General features: G+C 66.3%; 25 protein-coding genes, 1 tRNA gene and 1 pseudogene. 11 read left to right on the top strand and 16 right to left on the bottom strand.

Annotated elements, in window-relative coordinates; genetic code table 11:
• Positions 1-18: 18 nt before the first annotated feature.
• On the bottom strand, positions 19-1,290 hold the full coding sequence (locus KBZ19_RS12365) for a glycosyl transferase (protein ID WP_094512757.1): 1,272 nt from the start codon (positions 1,288-1,290) through the stop codon (positions 19-21).
• A 15-nt stretch (positions 1,291-1,305) separates the two neighbouring features.
• A tRNA-Leu gene (locus tag KBZ19_RS12360) sits at positions 1,306-1,387 on the bottom strand.
• A 228-nt stretch (positions 1,388-1,615) separates the two neighbouring features.
• Between KBZ19_RS12360 and accC the strand changes: the two genes are divergently transcribed.
• On the top strand, positions 1,616-2,965 hold the full coding sequence (gene accC / locus KBZ19_RS12355) for an acetyl-CoA carboxylase biotin carboxylase subunit (protein WP_094512756.1): 1,350 nt from the start codon (positions 1,616-1,618) through the stop codon (positions 2,963-2,965).
• A gap of 152 nt (positions 2,966-3,117) precedes the next feature.
• Here accC and KBZ19_RS12350 read toward each other — a convergent pair whose 3' ends face one another.
• On the bottom strand, positions 3,118-3,447 hold the full coding sequence (locus KBZ19_RS12350) for a YggT family protein (RefSeq protein WP_094512755.1): 330 nt from the start codon (positions 3,445-3,447) through the stop codon (positions 3,118-3,120).
• 78 nt (positions 3,448-3,525) lie between these two features.
• Here KBZ19_RS12350 and psbX point away from each other — a divergent pair, with 78 nt between their 5' ends.
• The 5 genes from psbX (at position 3,526) to KBZ19_RS12325 (ending at position 7,654) form a co-directional block, all read left to right on the top strand.
• A complete protein-coding gene (gene psbX, locus KBZ19_RS12345) occupies positions 3,526-3,648 on the top strand; it encodes a photosystem II reaction center X protein (RefSeq protein WP_094512754.1) in 123 nt (40 codons plus the stop codon).
• Positions 3,649-3,960: 312 nt separating this feature from the next.
• The gene (locus tag KBZ19_RS12340; RefSeq protein WP_255101121.1) at positions 3,961-4,974 is read left to right on the top strand and encodes a Ycf66 family protein; all 1,014 of its coding nucleotides are present in this window, start codon (positions 3,961-3,963) and stop codon (positions 4,972-4,974) included.
• Between the two features lie 55 nt (positions 4,975-5,029).
• A complete protein-coding gene (locus KBZ19_RS12335) occupies positions 5,030-5,548 on the top strand; it encodes a Tol biopolymer transporter periplasmic protein (RefSeq protein ID WP_255101120.1) in 519 nt (172 codons plus the stop codon).
• Positions 5,545-6,030, top strand: coding sequence for a hypothetical protein (locus tag KBZ19_RS12330; protein WP_255101119.1), 486 nt, complete (start codon positions 5,545-5,547; stop codon positions 6,028-6,030). Before KBZ19_RS12335 ends, KBZ19_RS12330 begins: the two co-directional genes overlap by 4 nt.
• Positions 6,031-6,121: 91 nt before the next feature.
• Positions 6,122-7,654: a DUF2079 domain-containing protein gene (locus tag KBZ19_RS12325; protein ID WP_255101118.1), complete on the top strand. Its 1,533-nt coding sequence runs from the start codon at positions 6,122-6,124 to the stop codon at positions 7,652-7,654.
• Positions 7,655-7,675: 21 nt separating this feature from the next.
• Here the strand turns inward: KBZ19_RS12325 and KBZ19_RS12320 are convergent, their stop codons facing one another.
• Genes KBZ19_RS12320 through KBZ19_RS12310 form a run of 3 tightly spaced genes read right to left on the bottom strand, consistent with a single transcriptional unit; the run spans position 7,676 to position 10,313 of the window.
• Entirely contained in the window at positions 7,676-7,903 is a 228-nt protein-coding gene (locus tag KBZ19_RS12320; RefSeq protein WP_255101159.1) for a chlorophyll a/b-binding protein, read from the bottom strand.
• A 7-nt stretch (positions 7,904-7,910) separates the two neighbouring features.
• Complete coding sequence (locus KBZ19_RS12315; protein WP_255101117.1) at positions 7,911-9,896, bottom strand: ABC transporter ATP-binding protein/permease; 1,986 nt, start codon at positions 9,894-9,896, stop codon at positions 7,911-7,913.
• Positions 9,897-9,953: 57 nt separating this feature from the next.
• Positions 9,954-10,313 carry a histidine triad nucleotide-binding protein gene (locus KBZ19_RS12310; RefSeq protein ID WP_094512749.1) on the bottom strand — a complete coding sequence of 120 codons (360 nt, stop codon included), beginning with the start codon at positions 10,311-10,313 and terminating at the stop codon, positions 9,954-9,956.
• 56 nt (positions 10,314-10,369) lie between these two features.
• On the opposite strand from KBZ19_RS12310, the gene KBZ19_RS12305 reads away from it, so the two are divergent.
• Positions 10,370-11,965, top strand: a complete 1,596-nt coding sequence (locus tag KBZ19_RS12305) for a YifB family Mg chelatase-like AAA ATPase (RefSeq protein ID WP_255101116.1) — start codon at positions 10,370-10,372, stop codon at positions 11,963-11,965.
• A gap of 385 nt (positions 11,966-12,350) precedes the next feature.
• Here KBZ19_RS12305 and rpsU read toward each other — a convergent pair whose 3' ends face one another.
• From rpsU to def, 4 genes are all read right to left on the bottom strand, one after another.
• Positions 12,351-12,521, bottom strand: coding sequence for a 30S ribosomal protein S21 (gene rpsU / locus KBZ19_RS12300; RefSeq protein WP_006172073.1), 171 nt, complete (start codon positions 12,519-12,521; stop codon positions 12,351-12,353).
• A gap of 56 nt (positions 12,522-12,577) precedes the next feature.
• Positions 12,578-13,552 (bottom strand): DUF3747 domain-containing protein, encoded by a 975-nt coding sequence (locus KBZ19_RS15130; protein ID WP_315856358.1) that lies wholly within the window; start codon positions 13,550-13,552, stop codon positions 12,578-12,580.
• A 63-nt stretch (positions 13,553-13,615) separates the two neighbouring features.
• Positions 13,616-13,813: a hypothetical protein gene (locus KBZ19_RS12290; RefSeq protein WP_255101115.1), complete on the bottom strand. Its 198-nt coding sequence runs from the start codon at positions 13,811-13,813 to the stop codon at positions 13,616-13,618.
• 6 nt (positions 13,814-13,819) lie between these two features.
• Positions 13,820-14,425 (bottom strand): peptide deformylase, encoded by a 606-nt coding sequence (gene def / locus KBZ19_RS12285; RefSeq protein ID WP_094512745.1) that lies wholly within the window; start codon positions 14,423-14,425, stop codon positions 13,820-13,822.
• A gap of 76 nt (positions 14,426-14,501) precedes the next feature.
• On the opposite strand from def, the gene KBZ19_RS12280 reads away from it, so the two are divergent.
• Both KBZ19_RS12280 and KBZ19_RS12275 read left to right on the top strand, forming a co-directional pair.
• Positions 14,502-16,499: a prolyl oligopeptidase family serine peptidase gene (locus KBZ19_RS12280; protein WP_255101114.1), complete on the top strand. Its 1,998-nt coding sequence runs from the start codon at positions 14,502-14,504 to the stop codon at positions 16,497-16,499.
• The gene (locus KBZ19_RS12275) at positions 16,496-17,920 is read left to right on the top strand and encodes a sodium/glutamate symporter (RefSeq protein WP_255101113.1); all 1,425 of its coding nucleotides are present in this window, start codon (positions 16,496-16,498) and stop codon (positions 17,918-17,920) included. Before KBZ19_RS12280 ends, KBZ19_RS12275 begins: the two co-directional genes overlap by 4 nt.
• Positions 17,921-18,786: 866 nt before the next feature.
• On the opposite strand, the gene purB is transcribed toward KBZ19_RS12275, so the two are convergent.
• Positions 18,787-20,088 (bottom strand): adenylosuccinate lyase, encoded by a 1,302-nt coding sequence (gene purB, locus KBZ19_RS12270; protein ID WP_255101112.1) that lies wholly within the window; start codon positions 20,086-20,088, stop codon positions 18,787-18,789.
• 176 nt (positions 20,089-20,264) lie between these two features.
• On the opposite strand from purB, the pseudogene KBZ19_RS12265 reads away from it, so the two are divergent.
• Positions 20,265-21,009, top strand: a pseudogene (locus KBZ19_RS12265) (TlyA family RNA methyltransferase); the annotation flags it as partial.
• A 590-nt stretch (positions 21,010-21,599) separates the two neighbouring features.
• Here KBZ19_RS12265 and KBZ19_RS12260 read toward each other — a convergent pair.
• Positions 21,600-21,938, bottom strand: coding sequence for a P-II family nitrogen regulator (locus tag KBZ19_RS12260; RefSeq protein ID WP_094512742.1), 339 nt, complete (start codon positions 21,936-21,938; stop codon positions 21,600-21,602).
• 354 nt (positions 21,939-22,292) lie between these two features.
• Positions 22,293-22,514: a DUF4278 domain-containing protein gene (locus KBZ19_RS12255; RefSeq protein ID WP_094512741.1), complete on the bottom strand. Its 222-nt coding sequence runs from the start codon at positions 22,512-22,514 to the stop codon at positions 22,293-22,295.
• Between the two features lie 350 nt (positions 22,515-22,864).
• On the opposite strand from KBZ19_RS12255, the gene queF reads away from it, so the two are divergent.
• Positions 22,865-23,269: a preQ(1) synthase gene (gene queF, locus KBZ19_RS12250; RefSeq protein ID WP_255101158.1), complete on the top strand. Its 405-nt coding sequence runs from the start codon at positions 22,865-22,867 to the stop codon at positions 23,267-23,269.
• Between the two features lie 77 nt (positions 23,270-23,346).
• Here queF and KBZ19_RS12245 read toward each other — a convergent pair whose 3' ends face one another.
• From KBZ19_RS12245 to KBZ19_RS12235, 3 genes are read right to left on the bottom strand one after another with little or no spacing between them, the layout of a single operon-like run.
• Positions 23,347-24,711 carry a cytochrome c biogenesis protein ResB gene (locus tag KBZ19_RS12245; protein WP_094512740.1) on the bottom strand — a complete coding sequence of 455 codons (1,365 nt, stop codon included), beginning with the start codon at positions 24,709-24,711 and terminating at the stop codon, positions 23,347-23,349.
• Positions 24,708-25,430 carry a cytochrome c biogenesis CcdA family protein gene (locus tag KBZ19_RS12240; RefSeq protein WP_255101157.1) on the bottom strand — a complete coding sequence of 241 codons (723 nt, stop codon included), beginning with the start codon at positions 25,428-25,430 and terminating at the stop codon, positions 24,708-24,710. The genes KBZ19_RS12245 and KBZ19_RS12240 overlap by 4 nt, the downstream gene beginning before the upstream one ends.
• A 48-nt stretch (positions 25,431-25,478) precedes the next feature.
• Positions 25,479-26,717, bottom strand: a complete 1,239-nt coding sequence (locus tag KBZ19_RS12235; protein ID WP_369803022.1) for an FtsW/RodA/SpoVE family cell cycle protein — start codon at positions 26,715-26,717, stop codon at positions 25,479-25,481.
• Positions 26,718-26,795 lie beyond the last annotated feature (78 nt).

Genomic DNA, 26,795 nt, shown 5'->3' with positions numbered 1-26,795 from the left:
GAGAAGGCAGCCCTCAACCTACGCAGTGGGAAGCAGATCAGTCACCATCGCGGCCAGAGCGGCCACAGCTCCGGGCTGCCCCCGCAAGCTGCGCAGGTCCTCCCGCTGCCCCGCCAGACGGTCCGGATGGGACAGCCAGTCAGCGGCTTCAGCGGCGATCTCCTGGGGAAGGATCGGCCCCACCCGCTCGGGCACCACAGCCCGCCCGGCGGAGATGTTCGGCCAGGCAAGGAAGCCGCGCTGGCGCATCCGCCAGGCGGTAAGCGCCACCCCCAGCAACCAGCGCAGCAGCGGCAGGCGTGCCACCAGCCCCAGCCATCCGTCCCAGGCCTGCATCACCTGAAGATGCTGGGTGGGCACCAGCACGATCATCGGCACCCCGAGGGCGCCGAGCTCGGCAGTGTTGGCGCCCACGGTGGTGAGGGCAAGGGCGCACTGGCTCAGCGCCCCGTGGGCGGGATGCTGCTCCACCAGCAGGATGCGCGTGCCGGCGGCGGTTTCCAGCCAGCGGGATGGCGCCTCGGCGGAGGGCTCTAGCAAGCGGGGCTCGCTGCTGCCGTAGTGCCGTTGCAACGGATTGGCGGGTCCGGCCAGTGCGAGCAGTTCGGCCACGGTGGTGGTGGGCGCCACGGGTAACAGAAAGCGGCAGTCGGGCCGCAGAGCGGCGAGCCGGTCGGCGGTGTCGAGCAGAAAGGGCACCCCCACCAGCAACTTGGCGCGCTTCGAACCAGGCAGCAGGGCCACCCACTGGCCGGCCGGCAAGGGCGCCTCAGCACGGGCCGTCTCGGAGAGGTCAGCCATCAGATCGCCCACGATGGTGCAGCGGTGGCGCCAGCGGGCGGGCAGGCGGCGCTCAGCCTCCGTGCCCATCGCAGCAATCCGGTCGTTCCAGCGAGGCCAGCGCGCCACCCACTCCGCGTAGGTGAGGTGGCGATAGCCGAGGCGGGCCTTGAGCAGCACCGTCCAGAACTGGTCGCCGCCCAGGAACACCACCACACCCCTGGCCGGCCAAGGGCCATAGCGGCGGGGACGCAGCAGCAGCTTCCAGAACCTGTCGGCTGGCACTATCGAGTTGAACAGGCCAAGCCTTTCGGCGGCCTGGCGCTCATGGCCGGTGGCATTCGGGCAGGGAACCAGCACCAGCCGCAGCTCTGTGGCCGCCTGAGGCTGGCGGGGACGCAAGGCCAGGGACGCATGCAGCCGTTCGGCCAGAGGCCGCACCCAGGTGGTGAGTTCACCGGGGCCGTTGCAGACCAGCACGATCGCTGTGGCGGACGGCGGGCCGGTCAAGCTGGGGAAGAAAAATGCGGATGGCGAGACTTGAACTCGCAAGGCCGAAGCCACACGCCCCTCAAACGTGCGTGTCTACCAATTCCACCACATCCGCGTGGCCGTCAGGGGCGAACCCCCTTCGACTCGTCAATATACCGATCGCCCGGCCCACCCTTCCGCTGCGCCCCACACCTCGCGCGATGGCACAGCGCAGATGGGTCAGCACCAACCATCAGCGCTTAACTGGTGGGCCGCTTCCACCGGGCCGGCTGCCGGGATGGCACCGGGCGGCAGGCGCTTGATTGAGCGCTGATACAGTCCGCTGCGCCTAGATGCATATGGGATGCCCATCGGCAAGCTGCTGATCGCCAACCGGGGCGAAATCGCGCTGCGAATCCTGCGTTCCTGCCGAGAACTGGGCATTGCCACAGTGGCCATCTACAGCACTGTGGATCGCAACGCCCTGCACGTGCAGCTCGCCGATGAAGCGGTGTGCGTGGGCGAGGCGCCCAGCCGAAAGAGCTATCTCAACATTCCCAACATCATCGCGGCGGCCATCTCCCGCGGCGCTGACGCCATCCATCCCGGCTATGGCTTCCTGGCCGAAAACGACCGGTTTGCTGAGATCTGCGCCGCACACGGCCTCACCTTCGTGGGTCCTTCGGCGGAGGCGATCCGGGCGATGGGCGACAAATCCACCGCCAAGGCCACCATGCAGCGGGTGGGTGTTCCCACCGTGCCGGGCAGCGAGGGCCTGCTGGCCGATGCCGAGACGGCAGCGGCAGTTGCCGCGGCCATGGGCTATCCGGTCATGATCAAAGCCACCGCCGGTGGCGGCGGGCGGGGCATGCGGCTGGTGCCCGATGCCGACCAGCTCGAGAGCCTGTTCAAAGCGGCCCAGGGCGAGGCCGAGGCTGCTTTCGGCAATCCTGGCCTCTACATGGAAAAGTTCATCGACCGGCCCCGGCACGTGGAAGTGCAGGTGCTGGCCGACCGCCACGGCAACGTGGTGCATCTTGGGGAGCGCGACTGCTCGATCCAACGCCGTCACCAGAAGCTGCTGGAGGAAGCGCCCAGCCCGGCGCTTGATGCTGACCTGCGTCAGCGCATGGGGGAAGCGGCGGTGGCAGCGGCCCGCAGCATCACCTACGAGGGCGCCGGCACCGTGGAGTTCCTGCTCGACAAGAGCGGTGCCTTCTACTTCATGGAGATGAACACCCGCATCCAGGTGGAGCACCCGGTCACGGAGATGGTGACCGGCATCGACCTGATCGCCGAGCAGCTGCATATCGCCGGTGGTGAGCCCCTGCGCATGCGGCAGGCCGATGTGCAGCTGCGCGGGCACGCCATTGAATGCCGCATCAACGCCGAGGATCCACAGAAGAATTTCCGGCCAGCGCCGGGGCGCATCTCCGGCTGGCTGCCTCCGGGCGGGCCTGGAGTGCGGGTCGACAGCCACGTCTACACGGGCTACGAGATTCCGGTTTTCTACGACTCCCTGATCGGCAAGCTGATCGTGTGGGCACCCGATCGTGAGGGCGCCATCCGGCGCATGCGGCGGGCGTTGATGGAATGCGCCATCACAGGCATCTCCACCACGATCGACTTCCACCTCAGCCTGCTGGACCGGCCCGAGTTTCAGCGCGGCGACATCCACACCAAGTTCGTGGAGCAGGAGATGCTGCCGGGCTGATGCCGGCAGATCAGCCAGTGGTTTGCCGGCTGGCAGTTCTGGCTGCTTGTTCGGGGCCGTCGCCATTCAGCCACCATTCTGTGGCGGGCGGCTTGTGGGTGGTGGTCCGGCCAGCACTCTGAGGCTGTCCTGTTCGCCCTGGGCGAACCAGTTCAGCCGGCCCCCAGGGTGGATCCATGCCGCGCCACAAGGGTGAGCAGGCCCTGCTGGCCCAGCAGCAACTCGCGCACCAGGCTGATCAACCCCACCCAGATCACCGGTGTCACGTCGACGCCACCGATCGGCGGCACCACGCGGCGGGTGGTGGCCAGCAGCGACTCCGTGGGCCAGCCGATCAACCGCATGGCGCCCCGCTGCAGATCGATCTGGGGGTACCAGGTGAGCACGATGCGGAACAGAAACAGCAGGGTCCAGGCGCCCAGCACCAGACCCAGCAGCAGGTTCAGCGCCGGCAGCGAACGCAGCAAGGTTGCAGCCGTCACAAAGCTCTAAGCAGAAAGGCCATTGATCGTAGGAAGCGGTGGCCCTTGACTAGGATCCCAGCCTCCACCAGCGCCACCATGACCCCTTCCCTCGCCAACTTCCTGAGCAGCCTCGTGTGGGGAGCGGTGATTGTGGTGATCCCCATCAGCATCGCGCTCGTGCTGATCAGCCAAACCGACCAGGTCGACCGCAAGCTCTGATCCGCTTGACCAACACGGCCAGCGCTCGCACAGGCAGACCCAAGCGTCGAGATGCAGCCCGGCCTTGAGCTACTGGAGGCCACGCCGGTCTCCAGTAGCAGTGCGTTGCAAAGATCCGCCGCAGAGCTCCGCAACATCGCCCTGCAGAACGCAACCGGCAGGCTCCCGTCACTGGCTTGATTGCTGCTCACCGTTGGTGCGGCAACGGTGAATGGGTCTTCCCGGCCGCGCTCTGGAGATGTCCCTAAAGTGCTTGAACGGGTTCTCCAGTCGGAGGATGCGGACGTCCGTTCTGCCTGAGGTCTTCCAGACGTGGTTAATGCCAGCCTGAACTGGGCGAGCATCGTCGGCATCGTGTTGGCCGTCGGCGGAGCCTTTCTCTATTTCATGAGGAGCTTCAAGCCCGCCCTCGCTCGCGACTACGACGTTTTCTTCGCGGCGATCGGCCTCCTCTGCGGTGGGATCCTCTTCTTCCAGGGCTGGCGCCTCGATCCGATCCTCCAGTTCGGTCAGTTTCTGCTGGCCGGCACCACCGTCTTTTTCGCCTACGAGAGCGTGCGCCTGAGGGGCGTCACCACTGAGCAGGCCCGGCGCTCCTCCTTCTTCGACGACGACGAACCCCTGCCACCTCCCGCCCGTGGCCGCATGGGTGGCGGCGACTGGAACCCCGATGTCGACCGCCTGGAAGAACCCCAGCCCCTGCGCCGCAGGATCCGTTCACGCGAAGCGGAACCCGAAGACGACGACTTCTACCGTCCGCGCCGCACCGCGCGCCCTGCCATCCCCGAGCGGGCCGCCAGCCGCCGCCCCGCCGACACCGACGACTGGGATCCTGCCCCCCGCTCCCCCCGCGTCGACGACCGCCCGGCCGCTGTGGATCCCAGCTTCCGCGCAGGCTCATCCCCCCGCAGCACTGCAGCCCCCAGCTCAGGCCCCGCCTTCGGCGCTCGCCGTCGTGATCGGGATGTGGCTGCGGAGCCGCGGCGAGGCACCCGCCCTACCGCCAGCAGCGAGTCTGTTCCCCGCTCCAGCCGGCGCACCGGCAACGCCCCTGTTCCGGGTGCCGGTCCACTGCCCGGCGGCGCTGAGCCCTCGTCACGGCCCGCAGCCGGGGTACCCATGGGTTCACCGCTGCGCGGCGGTCTTGGCGGTGCACCAGCCTCCGGCAGCACCCCTGATCCGGCCAGCGACGCGGATTACACACCGTTGCGCTCCAGCAGCAGCGCCAGTGCTCGAAATGCGTCCGGTCCTGCCGGTGCCCGCAATGCCTCCAGCAGCGCTCGCCCTGGCTCCAGCCGCGACAACAGCTCCCGTTTCGACGACTGACCTCCAGCCACCGGTGAGAGCTCTGGGCTGGGGCCAGCCATGCCCCCTGCGCTGGGTGCCCTGGCTGTTGGCCCTGCAGCTGGTGGTCTGGCTCTCAGGCTGCGGGCTGGGCCCGAGAAGCCGGCCGGCCCCCTCCACCGGCCTCGGACCCGAGGCGCGCCAGGAGCCGGCATTGAGCGGGGATGGCCGGCTGCTGGCCAGCCTGGTGGAGCGCGGCGGGCGCACCACCGTGCTGCTCCAGGAGCGGCTCAGCGGCAGAGTGATTCCCCTGCGCCACCTGCAGCGGCAGCAGCCCCACAGCTCCCCGTCGTTGAGCTGGAACGGTCGCTACCTGGCCGTGATCGTGCAGCGGGGTGAGCGGCGCCTGGCGGTGATCGAGGACCGTGCCAACGGCCGTGGCATTCCGCTGCCCCTGCCGGGAGGCCAGGAGCCCGAGCGACTCAGCCTGGCCCCGGACGGCCGGCGCCTCGCCATGCAGTTGGTGCGAGGCGGCCAGCGGCAGGTGGAACTGTTCGATCTCAGTGGTCTGCTCGAACCCGATCTGCCGCCCGGGCTGGCAGTGCCGGGGCGATGAGGGAGCCGCCGACCCTGGTTGTTGGATTGCTGCTGGTCGGTCTGGCCGGCTGCAGTGCCTCCCCCCTGCGGCCGCTGGCACCGATCAACCAGGCCCTGGAGCAAGCCGGCGCCACTGGGCGTGAGCCGTCCCTGGCCAGCGGGTGGCTGGCCCTGATCAGCGGCCGCCAGGGCCGGGAGCAGGTGGTTCTGGTCGATCTGCGGACCAACCGGCCGGTTCCCGTGCCGGGACTGAACCGCCCCGATGCCCAACCGGTGAGCGCCAGCGTGGATGGGAGCGGCGAGCGGCTGGCGGTGGTGCGGCAGCGGGACGGCCGCACCGAGCTGGGGCTGTACCGGCGCTCGATCCAGGGGTTTCAGCCTCTGCCGCTGGATCCAGCGGGGGTGCCGCGCCAGGTGAGCCTCAGCGGCGATGGGCGCCAGCTGGCGGTGGAGGTGAGCCGCGGCGGGATCTGGCAGGTGGACCTGCTGGAGCTGCCATGAACCGAAAACCCGGCGCGATGGCCGGCCCCGGCATGGGTCATCAGGCAGGTGCGACGGCGGAGTAGGGGCCCTCACAACCTGCTGTGGAAGCATGGCTGAGGCAGGAGATGGGCACGGCATGACCGAATCAAGAAGAATGGAATCAACGCCCTCGCCGGGCAACAGGGCCGGAACCGCCACTGGTGACAACGGTGCCGATCGGAAGGTTCCGCGTGGCCTGTGGCTGGCCTCTCTGGCCCTCTTCGTGGTGTTCTTCCTGAGCGCCTCCTACCGCCATTACACCCTTTCTTCCAGCGCCTTCGACCTCGGCATCTTTGATCAGGCTGTGTACCTGATCAGCCAGGGATTGCCACCGATCTCCTCCTACCTGGGCTTTCACATTCTTGGCGATCATGCCTCGTGGATCTTCTACCCCCTGAGTTTGCTGTACAGGATTCATCCATCGGTTCAGTGGCTGTTCGCCGTTCAGGCATTCAGCCTGGCAATCAGTGGGCCCATCGTCTATCTGATCGCGAAAGACTATCGGCTAAGCGATCAGGACGCAAGGCTGATGGCCTTCATCTACTTCCTCTATCCGGTGGTGATCAATGCAAGTGTTTCCGACTTCCATCCCGAAATCATTGCCATTCCATTTCTCTTCCTGGCCATCTACAGCCAGCGGAGAGGCCATCTCTGGATGACCCTTCTGGCGATCGGAGTGGTGTTGGCCTGCAAGCAGGCCTTGGCACTCACATGCATCGGGCTTGGTGCCTACTTCCTGATCAGGCGGGACCGCAGGACAGGCCTGTTGGTGATGGGCCTGTCCACCTTCTACCTCGCCCTGATCATTTCGGTCGTTACCCCATCATTCGGGGGTGGGGTGATAAAGCACGACTGGATTGGCCGGTTTTTCAGCTATCTCGGTAATTCCCACCAGGAGGTGGTCACAACCATCCTGTTCAACCCGATGGTTCTGATTCGCCATCTGTTCTCCGTTGAGAATGCCTTCTACCTGTTCCTGCTGATTCTCCCTGTCATCTTCACCAGCAACATCAAGGCATTTCCTGAACTGACGGGTGCCACTCCTGCGCTGTTGCTGAATCTGCTGAGCGATCACCCGAATCACAAGGGGCTCATGCTCCATTACAGTTTGCCGATCGTTCCGTTCATCATTCTTTTTGCGATTTCCTCGCGAACCTACGGCTTTCCGAAGATCCGATCCAGCCTTTTGCTTGTGTGGGCTGTCCTGTGCATGTTCGGGTTAACGAAGTTCATCAGGATCATGACGAACCATTCGTCTTTTGAGCGGATTGAAGAGGCCCATCGCGTTGTGTCGTTGATTCAGCCAGACTCGGCAGTCCTGGCTCCCATCGACATCGCTCCCCACCTCTCCCATCGAAGGGTGATCAGCAAGCGCCTGCACAGTGATGGCGAGCGGTACATGACATCAAAGTTCCTGCAGCACTACGACTACATTCTGCTGAATGGCTCCGATTCGAAGAAGGATCGCGTGCTGCAACGGCGACTCAAGGCCGATCAATCCTTCCGCATGATCTACCAATCCCCTGATTTCATGCTCTTTCGCACCAATCACCCCCTGCCCTGGTCCCCATCGCTGCTCAAATCAGTGGATGTGTTCTCATGAGAACCCCGCGCCAAGAAAGGCTCAGGGCACCAGGCCAGCCCAGTGCAGGAAGGTGTCACCGCTGAGGGCTTCGATCAGCAGCACGGAGGCAAAGCCGATCATCGCGAAGCGGCCATTGACCCGTTCGGCATAACCGCTCCAGCCGAAGGCAGGGGCATCGGCCGTGGTGGCGCTTGTGGGAGCTGGCACGGCGGGATCTGCCGCTGAAGCAGTGGCTTGGTCGGTGGCGGGTTCCGGATCGGTGGGCATGGGGCGTTCAGGTTCGAGTGAAGTCATAGCCGGTGGCCGGCAGCAGGCGCCAGCCGCCCTGGCCATCCAGTTCGAGCACGGTGTCGTGGAAGGCGGCCAGGGTGGGGCGGTGGCCCACGCTCACAAAGGCCATGTCCCGCTCGGTGAGCAACTTGTAGAGATGCTTCTCGGTGTTCACATCGAGGGCACTGGTGGCCTCATCGAGCACCACGAACCGCGGCGAGTTGAGCAGCAACCGGGCGAAGGCCAGGCGCTGCTGCTCGCCGAGGGAGAGGAGGCGGGGCCAGTCCTGCTTGATGTCGAGGTCGGGGTAGCGGCGCACCAGCTCCGGCAGCCGCACCTCTTCCAGGACGCTGCGCAGGTGGTCGTCGCTGAAGCGCTCGGGCTGCTGGGGGTAGCAGAGCTGTTCCCGCAGGCTGCCCAGGATCATGTAGGGCTTCTGGGGAATGAACAACAACTCCGCCAGCGGTGGCCGCTCCACCGTGCCGGCCGCAGCCGGCCACAGGCCACTCACCATGCGCAGAAACGAGGTTTTGCCGCAGCCGCTGGGGCCCACCACCAGCAACCGCTGAGCAGGGCCCACCTCCAGGCTGATGTCGTGAATCAGGCGGCGGTCGGTGTGGGGTGGCACCAGATCCGCATGCTTCACGAGGATGGTCTGGTGTGAGGCATCTGCCAGCAGTGAATCCTGGTAGCTGCGTTCGCGGGCCTGGCTGCCGATCTCATCCACCTTGAGCTGGAAGCCCTCTAGGCGGCTGATGCTCGCGGAAAAGGCCGCCAGGCGATCGATGTTGTTGACGATGTAACTGACCGAGAACAACACCTGACTGAAGGCGATGCTGGCCTGCCCGAACACGCCGAAATCAACTTCCTTTGCGAAATAGACCGGAGCGATCACCAGCCAGGGCAGAAACCGCGAGAAGTAGTCGTAGGAGCGCTGGATCACCTGGATCAGCGCCTCCCACACGATCAGCTTGTTGTAGTTCACGATCGCGCCACTCAGCCGGCGCTCCGCCTCTTTGCCTTCCTGCTGCTCACCGCGATAGAAGGCAATCGACTCGGCGTTGTCGCGGATGTGAACGAGGCCATAGCGGAAATCGGCCTCCAGCTTCAGCTGCTGATAGTTCAACGCCACCAGCTTGCGGCTGGCGAACACGATCAGTGCGGTGCCCCCCAATGAATAGGCCAGCAGGAGCAGCGCGAGGTTCACGCTGATGCTCCACAGCACAATGATGAAGCTCACGAAGGTGAGCAGCGCGGAGAGGATCTCCACCGTGACGCTCAAGCTGGTGCCAGTGAAGCTGGCAGTGTCCTGAGAAATCCGCTGGTCAGGGTTATCGATCTCCTGCAGGGATTCGTCGTTGGGATTGAGGATGTAATAGGCGCGGTTCGAGAGGTAGCGGGTGAGCAGGCGACCGCTCAACCACTCGCGCCACAGCAGGCCAAGCCTGGGGATCAGGTAGCTCTGCGTGGCGCGGATCGGCAGAGCCAGCACCAGGCAGAAGGCATAAATCGCCACGATCTTCCAGAAGCCGTCCTGGTCGTAGGCCACCAGGGCGTTATCAACGTTGCGGGCCACAAAGCTGATGCCCACGTTGATGCCGTTGATCACCAGGATCAACAACGTGATCACGCCGATCAACAGCCAGGGAAGCCAGCGGCCCTGGCGCAGCTTCGCCCGGAAGCTGCTGAACACAGCCAGGCCGCCGGCGAACAGGGCCATCACTACCGGACCGATCGGGCCGCTCCAGAGCGCGGCCACCTGCTCGGGCACCCCTGGCAGGAAGCGGCTGCGCAGATCGGGGATGAGCACACCCGCGGCGGCCACCGAGCCGGTGAGCAGCAGCAGGGTGACGCCCACCACCACCGCAAGCAGGGACAGCACCAGCAGCAGGAATTGCCAGGAACTGCTCTCCTCCAGCGGGAGGAAGTAAGGCTGGGCCAGGCGCTGCAGCTTGCCGAGCTGCTCGCGGAACGCCTTGAAGAAGCTCATGGACCGTGACAGGTCCGCCCATTGTCGCCGCTGGCAGGGAGCGGTGGGAGGGGGCGGTCAGCCCGGTGGCCAGTGCAATGGACGCCCACCGATCACATGCACATGCAGGTGAAAGACGGTCTGGCCGGCTTCGGCGCCGTTGTTGATGACGGTGCGCCACCCCGTGAGTCCCTCCTGGCGGGCCACCCTGGCGGCCACCAGCAGCAGATGCCCCAGCAGGGCCTCGTGCTCCTCCCCTGCGGCATTGAGATTCACCAGGGGTTCACGTGGGATCACCAGCACGTGCACCGGCGCCTGGGGGTTCACATCGCGGAAGGCCAGGCAGAGGTCGTCGGCGTGGACCTGATCGCAGGGGATCTCACCGCGCAGGATCCGCCCGAAGATCGTGTCGGCCGCGGGTGGGGTGCTGGAGGCCATGACGCCACAGGGCAGAACAGGGCGGGAACCGGTGAGGTGACCCTGGTTTCCGATCGATGTTGGCACGCTGCAACAGCGCCGCCCTGCTGGGACTGGAGGCGGCGCCGGTGGTGGTGGAGGTGGACATCGCCCCGGGCCTGCCGGCCCTGCAGCTGGTGGGCCTCTCCGACACCGCCGGCCGCGAATCCCGCGAGCGGGTGCGGGCGGCGCTGCGCAACAGCGGCTTCCGGCCCCCGCTCACCCGGGTGATCGTGAGCCTGGCTCCAGCCGACCTGCGCAAGGAGGGGCCCGCCTTCGATCTGCCGATCGCCCTGGGCGTGCTGCTGGCCAGCGGCCAGCTTGATCCCCAGCGGCTGATCGGCGTCTGGAGCACCGGCGAGCTGGGCCTCGATGGCACCCTGCGGCCTGGGCGCGGGACGCTGGCCCTGGCCCTGGCCGCCAGGCAGGCCGGCGCGCGGGCCCTGGTGGTGCCGGCCGCCAACGGCGCTGAGGCGTCCCTGGTGGAGGGGCTCACGGTGTGGCCGGCCGAAACGCTGCAGCAGGTGGCCCAGCTGCTCTTGGATCCAGCCCTCGCCTGCCCCTGCCGGCCCGCCGCAGGTAAGCCGGTAGGGGCAGGCAAGGGGGCAGCGGCGGATCTGGCCGATGTGCGGGGGCAGCACCACGGCCGGCGGGCGCTGGAGATCGCCGCAGCCGGACACCATCACCTGCTGCTGGTGGGCCCTCCGGGCAGCGGCAAGACGATGCTGGCCCGCCGCCTGCCGGGACTGCTGCCACCGCTGCCGCCGGAGGAAGCACTCGAGCTCACCCAGGTGGTCTCCGTGGCAGGTCTGCTGAGCGGCGAGGCGGGCCTGATCCGCCAGCGGCCCTTCCGCGCCCCCCACCACAGCTGCACCGCCACGGCCCTGGTGGGAGGCGGGGCGTTGCCGCGGCCGGGTGAACTGTCGCTGGCCCATCACGGCGTGCTGTTTCTCGACGAGCTGGCTGAATTCCAGCGGGCCGTGCTCGATCAGCTGCGCGAGCCGCTGGAGGAGGGGGAGGTCTGGATCAGCCGCCAGCGCCAGCGAACCCGCTTCCCCTGCCGGATAGCGCTGGTGGCGGCCACCAATCCCTGCCCGTGCGGCTGGTTCGGCGATCCGCTGCGCAGCTGCCAATGCCCGGAAGGGGTGCGCCAGCGTTACTGGGCGCGCCTGTCGGGGCCACTGCTGGATCGGATCGATCTTCAGGTGGTGATGCGGCGCCTGGAGGCTGATGAGCTGGTGGGGCTCCCCGCCGCCAGCGGCGAGGGCGGCGGCCATAGCCCACCGCCCAGCAGCGGGGCGGTGGCGGAGCGGGTGCGGCAGGCGCGCGAACGGATGACGCGGCGAAACCCGGCAGGGCAAGCGAACAGCGCCTTGACGGGCGAGGCTCTTCGGCAGCATCTGGCGTTGTCGGCGGCGGCGCTGGAGCGCTGGCGCGGCGCGATCCGGCAGCGGCGGCTCTCGGCCCGTTCAGCCGAACGGCTGGTGCGGGTGGCGCGCACGATCGCTGATCTCGAAGCCAGCAACGAGGTGCAGGCCTCCCACCTGGCGGAAGCCCTCACCTATCGCTCCTTCGATCAGCTACAAACCGGCACCGACCAGCTGCTGAGTGGAGGCAAGCAGCAGGTCCGGTGAGACACGGGTTGAACCATGGGCAGTCGGGAAGCGCCGCGGACTACACGCTCAAGCGCAGGCAGCCAGGCGATCGGCTGGATGAGGCGGCGAGTCAGAGAGGAGCGGGCCAGCCGGTTCAGCGGGCCAACGGGCTGAACCCCTCCCCCCGCCGCGGGGCGGATGGGACGGAGACCGGATAGGACCTGCCGCCGAACGGACAACACACGGCTGACAAAGCCGGGCTGACGACACAGGGCTGAGGACGCGGGACCGATGAAGCCGGACCTACCGAGCCGATGGCCAGGTTTCCTGGAAACACGAAAACCCCACGGAACAGAGGTTCCGCAGGGTTGAGCCGGCGTGGTGCTGGGAATGCGGCAGTGAGCGTTCCGAGCGGTCGGCTGGATCAGCGGCGGCGGCGGCGCTGCTGGGCCTTGCGCTTGTACTTCTCGGTGGGGGTTTCGTGGTGACGCAGGCGCTTGAGGTCGGCAAAGATCCCTGCCTTGGACACCTGACGCTTGAACCGGCGCAGCGCCGATTCGATGCCTTCATTTTCGCCGACGGTGACCTGGGTCATGAACCACGCAGTGGGGCTGGAGATTGCTCAATGTAGCAACTGCCTCCGCCCTGGCTTCACCGAGTGCGCGGTGCTGAGGTTGGCGCCGGCGGAACCACCGGGGGCGGCGACAGGGGAACAGCGGTGCGCGTGGCACCGGTAGCGGGCGCTGAGCCGGTCGGTGCTGCAGCACCCGCTGGCGATGAGGGCCGCGGGACGGTGGTGCTGGGCCCTGTGGTGGCAGGGGCCGTGGTACCGGGTGCCGTTGCACCGGGAACCGCCGTGCGTGGAGTGGTGGTGCTGGGGGTAGTGCTTCGAGGAGTGCTGCTGCCGGGGACCGCAGGCGCGGAAGTGGGGCGGGCGGCTGGGGTCGTGGGCTGTGGTGTTGTGGCCCCTGGTGTTCCACGGCCCGCAGGGGCGGGAGCGGTGCTGCCAGGAGCTGTGCCCCCTGGTGCACCCGATCCGGCCGGGGCGGCCGTTGTTTCGCCCGGCCAGTTATCGCGATAGATGTAGACGTGGCCGAGGGCACGGGTGCCGAAGTGACGGCGCTTCAGGCGCCACCCCGGCTCCGGTGTGAACTGAAGGAAGCCGGCGGCCTGGCCGTTGGTGCGAGCCAGGATCATCTCGGGGCCGGTTTTGCCACGGTGCGGCGTGGCCAGCAGGATGTTGTCGTTGCCGCTGCGCACCACACTGATCCGATACACGGTGGCCAGATCGTTGTCACCCACCCGCAGCGAATAGCCGTTGGCGTCGATGTAGCGGGTGCAGATGCCGGTGAAGTCGAAGGTGCCCAGCAACGGATCGACGCGGGCTGGATTGGCGCCGGACACAGCGAAGCAGGGACGGCGGTTGGTGACCTGTTCATAGATGTTGAGCTGGGCGCGACTGCCGTCCCCGATCGGCGCGGCCACCAGCACGAAGCGCTCCTGCGCCACATCTCGGGCACCGAACAGCGCCCCTTGGGCATGGAGAGGTGCAAGGGAGCCGCCCACCGCAACGACGCCGAGCGCGGACAGGAATGGCAGGGCGCGGATCGGCCGGAGATGTCGCATCGGAGGTGCCCAGCGGCAGGAGGTGCCGATGGTAGAAGTGAGGCCCGAGGGTGCCAGCCCCCCTTAGGCCGGCTTGTTGAGACGAATTGCGACCAGCAGGCTGAGGACCGTGCCGGGCAGGCAGGCCGCCAGGATCAGACGGGTGGTGGCGACCCCGAGATCTGGGTCGCCATAGGAGAGCTCAAACACCGAGCCTGTGGCGGCGATGCCCAGCAGGCAGGCGAGCGCCAGGAACACCCCGGCAAACGGTTTCATCGGCATTGGGCGTCAGCGCAGGGAGTGGACGGCGGCGCGCTCGAACCCGTGCTCCTTGAGCCCATCGTTGAGGCTCAGTTCATCGGTGACGCGGTCGACGAACAGCACACCATGGAGATGGTCCATCTCATGGAGCAGGCAGCGTGCCAGCAGGCCATCGGCCTTGATCCGCCGGGGCCTGCCGTGCTCGTCACGGAAGCTCACCTCGGCAGTGGTGGGACGAACCACCTGCAGATACACGCCGGGAATGCTCAGGCAACCTTCTTCATAGGTGGTGAGCGAGCCGCTGGTGGCGCCAATCTCGGGGTTGATGAACACCTGGGGCGGGGTGGCCGGGTTCTCGGGATCGAGATCGATCACCACGAGCTGCTTGTGGACACCCACCTGGGGCGCGGCCAGGCCGATGCCATGGGCGGCATACATGCTGCGGAGCATGTCGCGGGCGAGATCCCGCACCGCTTCATCCACCTTGCTGATGCGTTTGGCCGGTTGGCGCAGCGCGGCATCGCCGAGGGTGTGAATGGTCAGCGGGGGGTGATCCAGCACCTCCTTGGAGACGTGAACCCCACGGCTGGTGAGCTCCGCCTGGCGGGCCATTTTGGCGAAGCTGCTGGCCAAGGCATCACCTGAAACGATGGGTGAATTCTAGAAGGTGCGTGTGGGGGGGAACTGGAGCCCGGCCGAGCCCGCAGCGTTGCCGGCCCGGGTGGCGGTGGAGGCGGCACCCACGGTGAAGGAGCCGCTGCTGCACGGACAGGAGCTGTTCTGGCTGGAGCAACGGCCCCTGGAGCAGGGCCGCGTCACCCTGCTGTGGCGCCAGCGGCCCGGTGGCCCCAGCCAGGAGCTCACCCCCGCCCCCTGGAACCTGCGCAGCCGGGTGCACACCTATGGCGGCGGCGTGGTGGCGGTGGGAAGCGTGGCCGGCGGCACCACCGTGGTGTTCGTCAATGACGGCGACCGCTGCCTGTGGGCGCTGGAGTTGCCGGCGGAGGCCCCCGTGATGCCGGAGCCGTCCCTGCCGCAGCCGCCCTTGCCGGAGCCGAGGCGGCTCACCGCACCAGCGGCCCGGGCTTTCGCCGACGGCCTGATCGACGGCCCGCGCCGGCGCTGGATCGGCGTCATGGAGTGCGATGGCGTCGATCAGCTGGTGGCCGTGCCGCTCGCGGGCGGAGAGCCCGTGCTCCTGCACCAGCCCACCGACTTCTGCGGCAGCGCCGTGCTCAGCCCCCATGGCAGCCACCTGGCCTGGGTGGAATGGCAGCAGCCGTTCATGCCCTGGGACCGCAGTCAGCTGTGGCTGGGCCGCTTTGACGCCCGCGGGGTGTTGCACGACTGCAGGCCGCTGGCCGGGGGCGCCGCCACCGGGCCCACCGCCGCCGATGTGTCGGTGGTGCAACCGCTCTGGCTGCCGACTGGCGACCTGGTGGTGGCCACGGACCGCAGCGGCTGGTGGAACCTGGAGCGCCTGACGGCGGTGGAGCCCTCGGTGGCGGCCGGGCCGCTGCCCCTAACAGTGGCCTCCCCACCCCCCACCACTGCCTTGCACTGGCAGCCGCTGTTGCCGATGGAGGCGGAATTCGGTCTCCCGGCCTGGGTGTACGGGCGGCGCACCACGGGCTGGGATGGCCAGCAACTGGTGGCGGCGGTCTGCCGGGCCGGCCGCTGGGAACTCGGCACCATCGCTCTGCCGGAGCCAGGCGCCGCCGAGGGGCGCTGGCAGCCGCTCGCCCAGCCCTTTGACGCACTCGATGGCCTCAGTGCCGGCGGCGGCCGGGTGGTGGCCGTGGCCGCCGATGCCGTCACCCCACAGGGCCTGCTGGAGATCGATCTTCACCACGGCAGCTGGAGCCACACCCCGGCGGGTGGGGCCGGATCAGCAGGAGCGCCGGCGAGGACAACACCCCTGACGGCGGAAGCGATCAGCACCCCGCAGGCGCTCTGGTTCAAGGGGCACGGCGGCCTGCCCACCCACGCCTGGTACTACCCGCCGATCGGCGGCGCCCACCCGCTGGCCCCCTTGCTTGTGAAGAGTCACAGCGGGCCCACCGCCATGGCCGGCACGGGGCTGAATCTGGCGGTTCAGTTCTGGACCAGCCGCGGCTGGGGCGTGGTGGACGTGAACTACGGCGGGTCCACGGGCTTCGGCAGGGCCTACCGCGATCGTCTCGCCGGCCAATGGGGTGTGGTGGACGTGAGCGACTGCGCCGCGGCGGCCACCGCGCTGGTGGCGGCGGGTGCGGCGAGCCCGGAGCGTCTCGCGATCGAGGGCGGCAGCGCCGGCGGATTCACCACCCTGGCGGCGCTCTGCTTCACCGACGTGTTCCGCGCCGGGGCCTGCCGCTACGGCGTGGCCGATCTGGCGGCGCTGGTGCGCAGCACCCATCGCTTCGAAGCCGGCTATCTCGAGGGCCTGGTGGGCCCGTGGCCGGCGGCGCAGGCGCTCTATGCGCAGCGCTCGCCGTTGCACCATGCCGGCCGGATGCGCTGCCCGGTGATCTTTTTCCAGGGCCTCGACGACGAGGTGGTGCCACCCGAGCAGACCGACGCCATGGCTGCGGCCCTCGCGGCCAACGGCCTGGCGGTGGAGGTGCGTCGGTTCGCCGGTGAAGGCCATGGCTTTCGCCGCCCGGAGGTGCGCATCGAGGTGCTGGAGGCCACCGAGGCCTTCTTTCGCCGGCAGTTCGGCCTGTGAGGCTTCCGAACGCTGTGGAATCGCTGCTGCGGGGCTGGCACTGGCCGTTGCTGGCGTTGGTGGTGCTGGTGGTGCTGCTGCTGCTGGGGCGCCTGATCGGCAACCGGCTCGGGATGAAGCGCTGGGGTCTGCCGGAGGCGCTGCTGGCCGGCGGCCTCGGGCTGCTGGTGGCCCCGGCAGGGCTGCTGCCGCTGGTGCCACAGCCGGTGATCGACCTCTGGAACGCGTTGCCGCTGCCACTGCTCACGCTGGTGTTCGCCAGCCTGCTGCTGGGCAAGCCGCTGCCAAAGCTGGGTGGGCTGTGGCGGCCGCTTTCCGGGCAGGTGCTGATGGCCCTCACGCTCGCCTTCGGCCAGTTCCTGGTGGGCGGGCTGGCGGTGCTGCTGGTGCTGCAGCCCCTGCTGGGCACGAGTCCGGTGATGGCGCTGCTGATCGAGGTGGCCTACGAGGGTGGGCATGGCTCGGCGGCGGCGATGGGCCCCACCTACGAGCGCCTGGGGCTGGAGGGCGGCCAGGCCCTGGGGCTGGCAATGGCCACCGTGGGGCTGCTGGCCTCCACCGTGGTGGGCGGGCTGGTGGTGGTGCTGGCGCGGGCACGGGGCTGGCTCAGCTTCGGCGCCGCGATCCCGTTGCAGGAGGCGATGGAGATCGTGGTGGAGCAGACCCCACCGCTGGAGGCGATCCCTGCCGACCAGCCCCTTGAGGAAGGCACACTGGAACTCCCGGCCTGGTGGCGGCAAGGGGCCGACTGGGCGGTGAACATGGCCCTGGCGGGCATCGCCGTGGCGATCGGCTGCGGTCTGCTGGCAGCACTGCGCTGGGGCGCCGATCGCAGCGGTGGGGTGTTCGCCATGGTGATCGACGCCCTGCCGGTGTTCCCGCTGGCGCTGGTGGGGTCGCTGCTGGTGCGGCTGGCTTTGGAGAAAAGCGGCCAGGAGCGCTGGGTGTCCACACCGATCCAGAGCCAGACCGGCACGCTGGCGGCGGATCTGCTGATCACAGCGGCCACGGCCTGCCTCGACCTGCGGCTGCTGGCCGCCGACTGGCTGCCGCTGACGGTGCTGGCGCTGGCGGGCCTGCTCTGGAACCTGGCGGTGGTGCTGCTGCTGGCCCCGCGGATCCTGCCGGCCGACTGGTTCGAGCGAGCGATTCTGGAATTCGGCCAGGCCACCGGCGTGGCCGCCAGCGGCCTGTTGCTGCTGCGCATGGCCGACCCGGACGATCGCAGCGAAGCGGTGACGGCCTTTTCGATCAAGCAGTTGCTGCTGCAGCCCCTGCTGGCCGGCGGCGTGATCACCGTGGTGGCCCCGCTGGTGGTGGTGGGCTGGGGACTGCCGGCCTGGACCTCCCTCTGCCTGGTGCTTGTGCTGCTCTGGATCGCTCTGGGGCTCGTTCTGGCACAGCAGGCAAATACTGACTGACACGCGCGGCTTTGAGAGTGGCAATCAAGGCACCGGCCAAGAAAAATCCAGGCAATCAAGTCTGCAAGCAATGCTTGTAACCCAAAAATGCTCGCGTCGGCCCTTCACGTTGCAGGCCAAGAGTTGACTGTAGTGATGCCAGCCTCTTCGAACAAATGCTCCTTTTTTCTTGCCATTATCAGCACTGTTGGACACACTATTTGACCGAGAATGACCTGCCCAGAAACCTGGGACGCACCAAACGCAGATTGATCAAGGCGGCCAACGCGCTCAACTGGCAGCTGGTTTTGAGCAACCGCACGTAGATCCTCCCAAAGCCGAAAGACCACTTGATTGCACGAAAAGGATGTTCACCCTTTAGCAGGAAGTGAGACGGTTACAGGCAGGCGCCTACGACTTGGCGCAGCCAACCTGGATCATCCAATGGTCCATCCACAGCAATGGCAGGCCTCGCCACCTGCTTAGTCTCAGGAGAGCTCGGAAGGGGATGAACTTGCCCTCAAATCAGGACGATTTTCAATACCTTGCTTACCATCGCCGGTATCGGCAGCATCTTGCTTAGCTTGGCGCAACTCAGGCGCTGGCATGAGGTCATGAACATGAGCGACTGTGGTCTCCACCTCAATCCCGGGCGACTGGTCGCCCGATCAGTTGCTGAATTCATCCCCGCGGTCAACAAAATTCCTGGCGGAAACCAGCAATAGCGAAGTCATTAAGATAAAGCGTTGACACATAGTGGTTGACTGGTCGTCAGGGGAGCAATACTACGACGCCAATCCAACGAAAACGACGTCCGGGCGTCTCCTTTTGGGTTTCCGTGAGAAATTCAGCGTGTCTGCCCCCGCTTGCAAGAACGGGCGCACGCCTCAGTCGTCCAGGCCTAGTCGGGCCCAGATCACCCCGAGCTGGGCGCGGTGCAGATCGGTGGAGAAGCACATGTCCAGTTCGGCAGTGCTCAACACGCCTGTCACCTCGGGGTCGGCCAGCAGGTTGGCGCGAAAATTCCCGCCCTCGGTGTTCCAGGCGCTGTGGGCGTGGCGCTGCACCAGCTGATAGGCCTGCTCACGGCTGAGCCCATGTTCCACCAGTGCCAGCAGCACCCGTTGGCTGAACACAACGCCTCCATAGATGTGAAGATTGCGGGTCATGTTGTCGGGATAGACACCCAGCCCTTTGACTACCTCCGTCATTTCACGCAACATGAAATGCAGGGTGCAGGAACAATCCGGCAGCATCATTCGCTCCACAGAGCTATGACTGATGTCACGTTCATGCCAAAGCGCCACGTTTTCCAACGCCGCCACCGTGTAGCTCCTCAGCACGCGGGCCAGCCCGCTGATGCGTTCGCTGCGAATCGGGTTGCGCTTATGGGGCATCGCTGAACTGCCTTTCTGCCCCTTGGCGAAGTTCTCTTCCACCTCAAGCACATCAGTGCGCTGCAGATTCCTGATCTCGGTGCTGAAACGCTCCAGGGAAGCCCCCACCAGTGCCAGGGTCTGCACATACTCCGCATGGCGATCCCGGCTGATCACCTGCGTGCTGGCCGTATCCGGCTCCAGCCCCAGGCTGGCGCAGGCCAGAGCCTCCACCTGGGGATCAGTGTTGGCATAGGTGCCCATCGCCCCGCTCACCTGGCCCACGGACACCGTGGTCTCCAGCTGCTGCAGGCGCTGGCGGTTGCGCAGGCTTTCGGCCAGCCAACCCGCCACCTTGAAGCCGAAGGTGATCGGTTCGCCGTGGATGGCATGGGAGCGCCCGATCATCACGGTGTCCTTATGGGCGCACGCAAGCTGCCGCAGCGCTTCCACCAAGGCCTCCATCTCTTGCAGCAGCACGCGTACCGAGCGCTTCATCTGCAGGGCGAGCCCGGTATCAAGCACGTCCGAGCTGGTCATGCCCACGTGGATGTAGCGCCCCGCAGGCCCCACGTGCTCATTCACGTTGGTGAGAAAGGCGATCACGTCGTGACGCACCTCTGCCTCGATCTCCAGGATGCGCGGCACCTCAAAGCGGGCCTTGGCACGGATTTCGGCCATGGCCTCAGCGGGCACCCGGCCGAGGGTGCAGTTGGCTTCGCAGGCGGCCAGCTCCACATCCAGCCATCCCTGGAACTTGGCCTCTTCGCTCCACAGAGCGCCCATTTCGGGCAGGGTGTAACGCTCGATCAAGGCTCCACGGCGCAGGCACACCCGGCCAATCTATGGGGCAGTCCTCTGGCCTCCGTGCCGCAGCGTCCGGTGGCGCTTCACCACTCTTGCGGGCGCTGGCCAGCTGGTCCCGGCATGGTTGGATGGCCTCAGATCCGCCGGGGATCGCAGTCGGATGTACCCAGAGCCAAGGCGTCATGGGCAGAAAACAACGCCTTGATCTGCTGCTGGTCGAGCTGGGTCTGGTGACCAGCCGCCATCAGGCCCAGCAGCTGATCCGCGCCGGCCGGGTGCGGCTGCAGGGCCACGTGCTCGACAAGCCGGGGCAGGAAGTCGACAAGGAGCTGGTGCCTGAGCTCGAAGCCCCGCCCCGCTTTGTGTCCCGCGGCGGCGAGAAGCTGGCCGCGGCGCTCCAGGCTTTCCCGCTGGCATTGCGTGGCCGCATCTGCCTCGATGCAGGCATCTCCACAGGTGGCTTCACCGATTGCTTGCTGCAGAACGGTGCCGCCAGGGTCTACGGCATCGATGTGGGCTACGGACAGACCGCCTGGTCGCTGCGCAGCGATGAACGCGTGGTGCTGCGGGAGCGCACAAACCTGAGGCACCTCGATCCCGCCGACCTCTATCGACCGGAGGACCCCTGGCCCGACCTGGGTGTGGCGGATCTTTCCTTTATTGCGTTGGCGCGGGTGTTGCCCGCACTGCGCGGCTTGCTGCGCAGCGATGCGGCTGAAGCGGTGGTGCTGGTGAAACCCCAGTTCGAAGTGGGGCGCGAGCGGGTCGGCAAAGGTGGGGTGGTGCGCGATCCCCGCGCCCACGTGGATGCAATTTCAGCGGTGATTGCGGCGGCGCTCCCCTGTGGGTGGAGGGCAGCGGGGCTGGTGGCCTCGCCGCTCACGGGGCCCGCCGGCAATCACGAATACCTGCTCTGGCTTCGCCCTCAATCCCTCGGGAGCAGCGCTGCAGGGGACGAACCCCTCAGGAACACTGGGCTGATGGGAACTGCCGAGTGCTCACAAACGGGCGTGCCCTCAGAAGAGTGTGGTCACCCACAGCACCTAGAGCGCTCAGAACACGGAGAGCCAAGGATCAAGGCTGGGAATGCAGTGCCCGCTGAGCGTGCAAGGGCCGCCGAGATTGCAGAGCTCGCTGAGAGTGCAAAGCTGGCTGCGGGTGTAAATTCGGCTGCGAGTGGAAGGGAGGCTCAGCTTGTTTCAACGGCAGAGTCGCCAAACGCTGCTGAAGCGCCGCATGGCGGTGAACAGTCATCCGTTGATGAGCAATCACCCGACGCTGAGCGGACATCAGACGACTGGCTTACGCGCGATGGTGAGAGTTCTCAGATGAATGCTCCCTCAGATGATGCGATTGGCCAGCAGAGGGAAGTCGCACCGGCAGGTGGAACACTTGAGGCTGCGGCTATTGAGAGGATCGTGAAATCGACATTGCACTGAACTCAGTGCTTGCCCTTCATCGGTGCTGACCTGAAGGTGAGCTTCAGGTCAGCTGAATCCAACAGCTGAAGCGATGCTTCAGATTGCCGTGCTGTCGCGATCGCCGGTGCGAATCCGGATCACGGTGCCAATGGTGCTAATGAAGATCTTGCCATCGCCAATCTCTCCGGTGCGTGCGGCGTCCTGAATGGCGGTCACCACTGTGTCCACATTTTCGTCTTCAACCACCACTTCCAGCTTCAGCTTCTGGAGGAACTCCACTGTGAACTCGGAGCCGCGGTAGCGCTCCACCTGGCCCTTCTGACGGCCAAAACCCCTGACCTCACTCACGGTCATGCCAACGATGCCCGCATTCACCAACGCAACTTTGACATCCTCGAGTTTGAAGGGACGGATGATGGCCTCAACTTTTTTCATGAATTCTCCTGAGATTTCAGAACGAAAAGGTTAGTTTGAAGATTGGATCGAGACAGGCAGGATAGGGGTGCGACAGACAAGCAACCCAGCGGCCCTGGCATCCTCGCAGAGAAGATCCGCAGAGGATCCGTCCACTTGGATTTGACCAGCGGCCAACAGCGACCAGTGCTCGATTTCGAAGTGGGTTTGCAACCACAACATACCGATGGCCGATTGAGGGCCCAGCCTGAAGCCCCCATCGCTGGTGGACGTAAGAGCGAGATCCATGAAAAGACCCTGCAACTCAGGCCATTAGGCCCGAGCCTGCAGGGCTCCGGTGTAGCAGTTGCTACGGGGAGATCCCCGTGTCAGCGTTCAGCCGGCGTTCACCTGGCGGGCGGCTTCGGCGCGCCTGTGGTGATAGGCATGGCCGCGGTAGTGAAGCTCAAGTGCTTCGTCGGGCTGGGTGGGCTCGTGACGCAGGGCCTCGCGGTAGTGAACGCCTCTATAGACGTGCTCAACGGGCTGGGCCGGGAGTTCAGCGTGTTGGGTGCCGTCGTAGGCGACGCCGCGGTAGACGAGTTGGGTCTTGGTCATGATGGATGGCCTCGAAGAGGGTGGGGATCACCAGCCCGCTGGCTGGTGCCGCTTCGTGGGAAGGAGCGTTGCTTCGCCTCGCGGTGGGGCTACTTCCGACAGGGGTGGAGAGCGGATCGCCCCTCACCTGGTCAACGGTTTGTCCTTCGATACCTTTCTAGCAAGTTCGCGCTGTTCGTGACGAACATTTTCCTTTCATCTTCGCAAATCGTTGCGAACGGTCTGTCTTTGTAGCATTCCCCCACAACCCGCTCCCCCATGCCTGCAGGCCCTGTGCTCCCCTACCGGTGGGCCCGCGCTGCCTAAAGCAAAGCCGGGACAGGCCTTTCCCCAGCCCTGCTGCCGTGACCCTGCCCACCCCACCGGCCACCACCACTCCGCATTACGGCGAGCGGGTGATCGCCGAGTCCCAGTTGATCGGTTTTGACAATCCCCGGCCCGGTCGCGCCTATGAAGTGGCGATCGAGCTGCCCGAGTTCACCTGCAAGTGCCCCTTTTCCGGGTACCCCGACTTCGCTGTGCTGCGCCTGCTGTACCAGCCGGGCGCCAAGGTGCTGGAGCTCAAGGCGCTCAAGCTCTACGTCAACAGCTGGCGTGACCGCAGCATTTCCCATGAGGAAGTGGCCAACCGCATCCTTGACGACTTCGTGGCTGCCAGCGATCCGCTCTGGATGCAGCTGGAAGCCGATTTCAATCCCCGAGGCAATGTCCACACTGTGATCCGGGTCAGCCACGGCGTTCGGCTGCCCTGCTGACCCGGCGGCTGGAAGCGCTGCTCTCATCCGGAGCCGGCCCTGAGGGCCAGCTCCTGGGCGTCCCCCGGCCCTGAGTTTCAGACCGTTTGCGGTTGCCCCTGCTCCTTGGCTTCGCCGGTGGAAGGGCGCAGCTGACGAATCTCCAGGAGCAAGGCAGGCAGCTCCCCGGCCAGCGCCGTGAGATTGCGGTTGCAGAGGCCACCCACGTGCAGCTGATCGTGTGCCGGGTCGGAGATGCCCCAAAGCTGGCGTGTGGCGATCAGGCTCAGCGCGCCGCCGGCGAGGGCAATCGCAAAACCGCCGTAGACCAGTGGAACACCTGGATCTTTCTTGAGCAACAGGCCGCTTGCAGGCATCACCTCGGCCACGCGCAGGGATAACCCGTTGATGTCGATCGGAGCGCCGCCGGGGCTCAGCCGGCCGATGGGTTGAGCGTTAGCTGCGTAAACCTCCACGGGGCCCTGCTCGCTGCTGAGGGTGAGCAGGACCGGTTCGCTGCCATCCGGGCGGGTCGGGACGGCCAGGCCCCAGACCTGCTCGCCCAGTTCGGGCAGTGCGCGCAGCGGAAATTGCAGCAGGGGGCTGCGACCCAGCTGAATCGTGATCGCCGCCAGTGACCAGTCGGCCTGATAGACGGTCATGCCCCGAAAGCGCAGCGGGTGGTTGACGCTGATCTCGGTTTCTTCCACAGGCGCCCCGGTGGAATCCAGCAGCTTGAGCTGGGAGCGGAACTGCTCCGGGCGGCCGACCGAATCACGATCAATCTCGAAATGCTCGAGTGCCACGGTCAGCTGGTTATCCCCTCTGGAGTTGAGCAGCTCGAGCTCGCGGCCAGGCGCCAGATAGCGCTCCAGCCGCTGGCCCGCCAGTGCGCCCCAGGCCGAACCCACCATCAGCACCACCAAGCCGGCGTGCACCAGAAGGGGCCCCACACGGCCCAGCACCCCTTTGCGGGCGGCCAGGCGACCGTTGGCCGCCTGCAACTGCCAGCCCTTGGTGTGCAACAGGTGTTGCAGGTTCTGCAGGTCGGTGTCCGGGTCTGCGCTGGGGATGGTTTCCGCCAGGCTGAGCTTGCTGAGCTGCCGCGGGGAGTGATAGTCAACCCAGCGCAGCGCTGCCTGCAGGGCGGGCCATTGTCTCCGCCAACTGCACAGCACAAGCGAGAGGCCCAGCAAGGCCAGGAGAGCGAGGAACCAGCTGCTGGCGTAGACGTGGTCGAGCTGCAGCTTCAGGATCCAGTCGCCGGTGACCACGCCCAACCAGGGCTTGCGGTCGTAGAGCTGGTGATAGGCCTCACTGGCCTCACGCTGGGGAATCAGCGTGCCGATGGCGCTGGTGGCGGCGATCACCAGCAGCAGCCCGATGGCGAGGCGAAGGTCGGAGAGCCACGCGAGCAGTCGCCGCCAGGTCGGTGTGCGGGTTTGAACGGGAGAAGGAGTCACGAGAGCTGCGCCAACAATGCCAGTCCACCGCTGGTGATCAACACCACGCCGCTGATCGGAGGCACCCAACGGCTGAGCGCGCGCAGCGCCAGCAGGCGCTGCATTGAGGCGGCGGCACTGCCGGCCAGCACCAACGGGAGCACCTGGCCGGCACCAAAACAGGTGAGCAGCACCATCCCCACCAACGGACGGCCCTGCTGGGCCATCCAGCCCAGCAACACCGCCAACACAGGGGTGGTGCAGGGGCTGGCCGCCAGACCAAAGGCCGCACCGGCCGCCACCGGGCCAAGCGGCGCCGGGACGCGCCCGCGCCAACGTTCCGGGTCAGGACCAGCCGGCAGGGGAAGGCGCAGCAGGCCCAGCAGGTTGAGCCCCATCACCACCGCGAGCACAGCCACCACGGTGGGGATGAAGCCTGGCACCTGCCCATAGAGACGCCCCAGAACGGCACTAGCGAGACCCAGCATCACGAGGGAGAGCACGATCCCCCCGGCAAAGCAGGCACTCAGCAGCCATGGCTTGGAGGTTTTGCTTGAAAACCCCGCCATGTAGGCGACCGTGACCGGCAGCAACGAAAGGGAGCAGGGCCCCAGGCTTGTGAGCAAACCAGCGGCGAAGATCAGAACCAGGGTGGAAGGGCCTGGTGTGTTGAGCGAACCGATGATCAGATCCTCCGCCCAGCGGGCCAGATCTGCGACTTGGAACCCCACCGCATCCATCCGCTTGCTGGCAAGGCCATGGGGTTGGCCTGGCACTGATAAGGATGGTCAGCCTATCGGGGCATGGTGGGCCAGGTCGCCAGCAGACCGGTCCGTCCCCTGGCGTCGCCGCCGGCCAGTGGGTTGGTCCAAGCCGGCTGATTCCAGGGAACAGCGGATCAACAATCCGGCTGTCAACAAGCTGGCCAGCAGTGAGTTGCCGCCGTAGCTGATCATTGGCAACGGCAGGCCGGTGGTGGGCATCGAGCCACTGGCCACGGCGATGTTGAGGATGGATTGACCGACCAGCAAGGTGGTGGCACCAATCGCCACGAGGCGCTGCTGGTTGCTGCGGCAGCCCAGGGCCACCCTCAGCCCCACGAAGCCGAACAGCAACAGGAACAGCAGCATCACCACCGACCCCACATAGCCGAATTCCTCAGCAAAGACGGCGAAGATGAAATCGGTGGACTGGATCGGAAGGTATTGGAGCTTCTGGGTGGAGAGACCGAATCCTTCGCCGAGAACACCGCCAGAGCCGATGGCCAGCAGGCTCTGCACCAATTGATAGCCATCGCCTTGAGCATCCCGCCAGGGGTCCAGGAACGACACCACGCGGACTCGCTGGTACTCGTTGATCAGGATGCTCGCTACACCCGTGATGCCGCCGGCTGCTGCGGTGGCCAGCAATCCCAGCAACGGGAGCCCCGCCGCCAAGGCCATCAGCCAGAGCAACAACCCAGTGAGCGCCGCGGTGCTGAGGTTGGGCTGCCGAAGGATCAGGAACAGAATCACGCTGAAAATGCCCAGCCAGAACATCTTCTGGTCGTTGCCGATGCGGCTCCAGTGAGCGAAGAGTGAGGCCCCCTGCAGCACGATGAACGGTTTGATCAGTTCAGATGGCTGGATCTGAACGGGACCCAACACCAACCATCGACTAGCCCCATTGACGGTGCTGCCCGCCACCAGCGTGGCGAAAATCAACACACCACCGATCAGTACGGCCGGGGCAGCCAGCCTCAACCAGCGTCTCAGCTGGGTGCGAATCGACAACCAGAGCAGAACCCAGCTCGCCAGCATCCACAGTGCCTGGCGTTTGAGGTAGAAGGCCGGGTCGCCCATCTCACGCTCCGCCACCCACCAACTGGCAGACGACAGGATCACCAGGCCCGCCAGGCTCCAGATCGCCACCATGCCGAGCAGCAGACGGGCTTCGGCAGGCCACTGTTCCCAGGTGAAACCAGCGGTTCGCTGGGTCCCCTCCTTGGATCCCGCCGCATGGGCGCCAGACCTAGCGCGAGGTGTCAGAGAACCTGGCACGGGTGGAAAGGGAAAACCATTCCCTATTCAGCCGTGTCGCTGCGACTTTTTCAGTGCAGCAGGGAC

Source organism: Synechococcus sp. L2F (genome assembly GCF_024345695.1).
In the GTDB taxonomy this organism is placed as follows: Bacteria; Cyanobacteriota; Cyanobacteriia; order PCC-6307; family Cyanobiaceae; genus MW101C3.
This window is presented reverse-complemented; position numbering and strand designations above follow the sequence as displayed.

Coding starts and splice junctions, on each gene's coding strand:
- KBZ19_RS12325 (WP_255101118.1), top strand. CDS start 6,122: ATGGCTGAGGCAGGAGATGGGCACGGCATGACCGAATCAAGAAGAATG.
- psbX (WP_094512754.1), top strand. CDS start 3,526: ATGACCCCTTCCCTCGCCAACTTCCTGAGCAGCCTCGTGTGGGGAGCG.
- rpsU (WP_006172073.1), bottom strand. CDS start 12,521: ATGACCCAGGTCACCGTCGGCGAAAATGAAGGCATCGAATCGGCGCTG.
- KBZ19_RS12255 (WP_094512741.1), bottom strand. CDS start 22,514: ATGACCAAGACCCAACTCGTCTACCGCGGCGTCGCCTACGACGGCACC.
- KBZ19_RS12315 (WP_255101117.1), bottom strand. CDS start 9,896: ATGAGCTTCTTCAAGGCGTTCCGCGAGCAGCTCGGCAAGCTGCAGCGC.
- accC (WP_094512756.1), top strand. CDS start 1,616: ATGCCCATCGGCAAGCTGCTGATCGCCAACCGGGGCGAAATCGCGCTG.
- KBZ19_RS12290 (WP_255101115.1), bottom strand. CDS start 13,813: ATGCCGATGAAACCGTTTGCCGGGGTGTTCCTGGCGCTCGCCTGCCTG.
- KBZ19_RS12240 (WP_255101157.1), bottom strand. CDS start 25,430: ATGGATGCGGTGGGGTTCCAAGTCGCAGATCTGGCCCGCTGGGCGGAG.
- KBZ19_RS12320 (WP_255101159.1), bottom strand. CDS start 7,903: ATGCCCACCGATCCGGAACCCGCCACCGACCAAGCCACTGCTTCAGCG.
- KBZ19_RS12305 (WP_255101116.1), top strand. CDS start 10,370: ATGTTGGCACGCTGCAACAGCGCCGCCCTGCTGGGACTGGAGGCGGCG.
- KBZ19_RS12330 (WP_255101119.1), top strand. CDS start 5,545: ATGAGGGAGCCGCCGACCCTGGTTGTTGGATTGCTGCTGGTCGGTCTG.
- KBZ19_RS15130 (WP_315856358.1), bottom strand. CDS start 13,552: ATGCGACATCTCCGGCCGATCCGCGCCCTGCCATTCCTGTCCGCGCTC.
- KBZ19_RS12260 (WP_094512742.1), bottom strand. CDS start 21,938: ATGAAAAAAGTTGAGGCCATCATCCGTCCCTTCAAACTCGAGGATGTC.
- KBZ19_RS12310 (WP_094512749.1), bottom strand. CDS start 10,313: ATGGCCTCCAGCACCCCACCCGCGGCCGACACGATCTTCGGGCGGATC.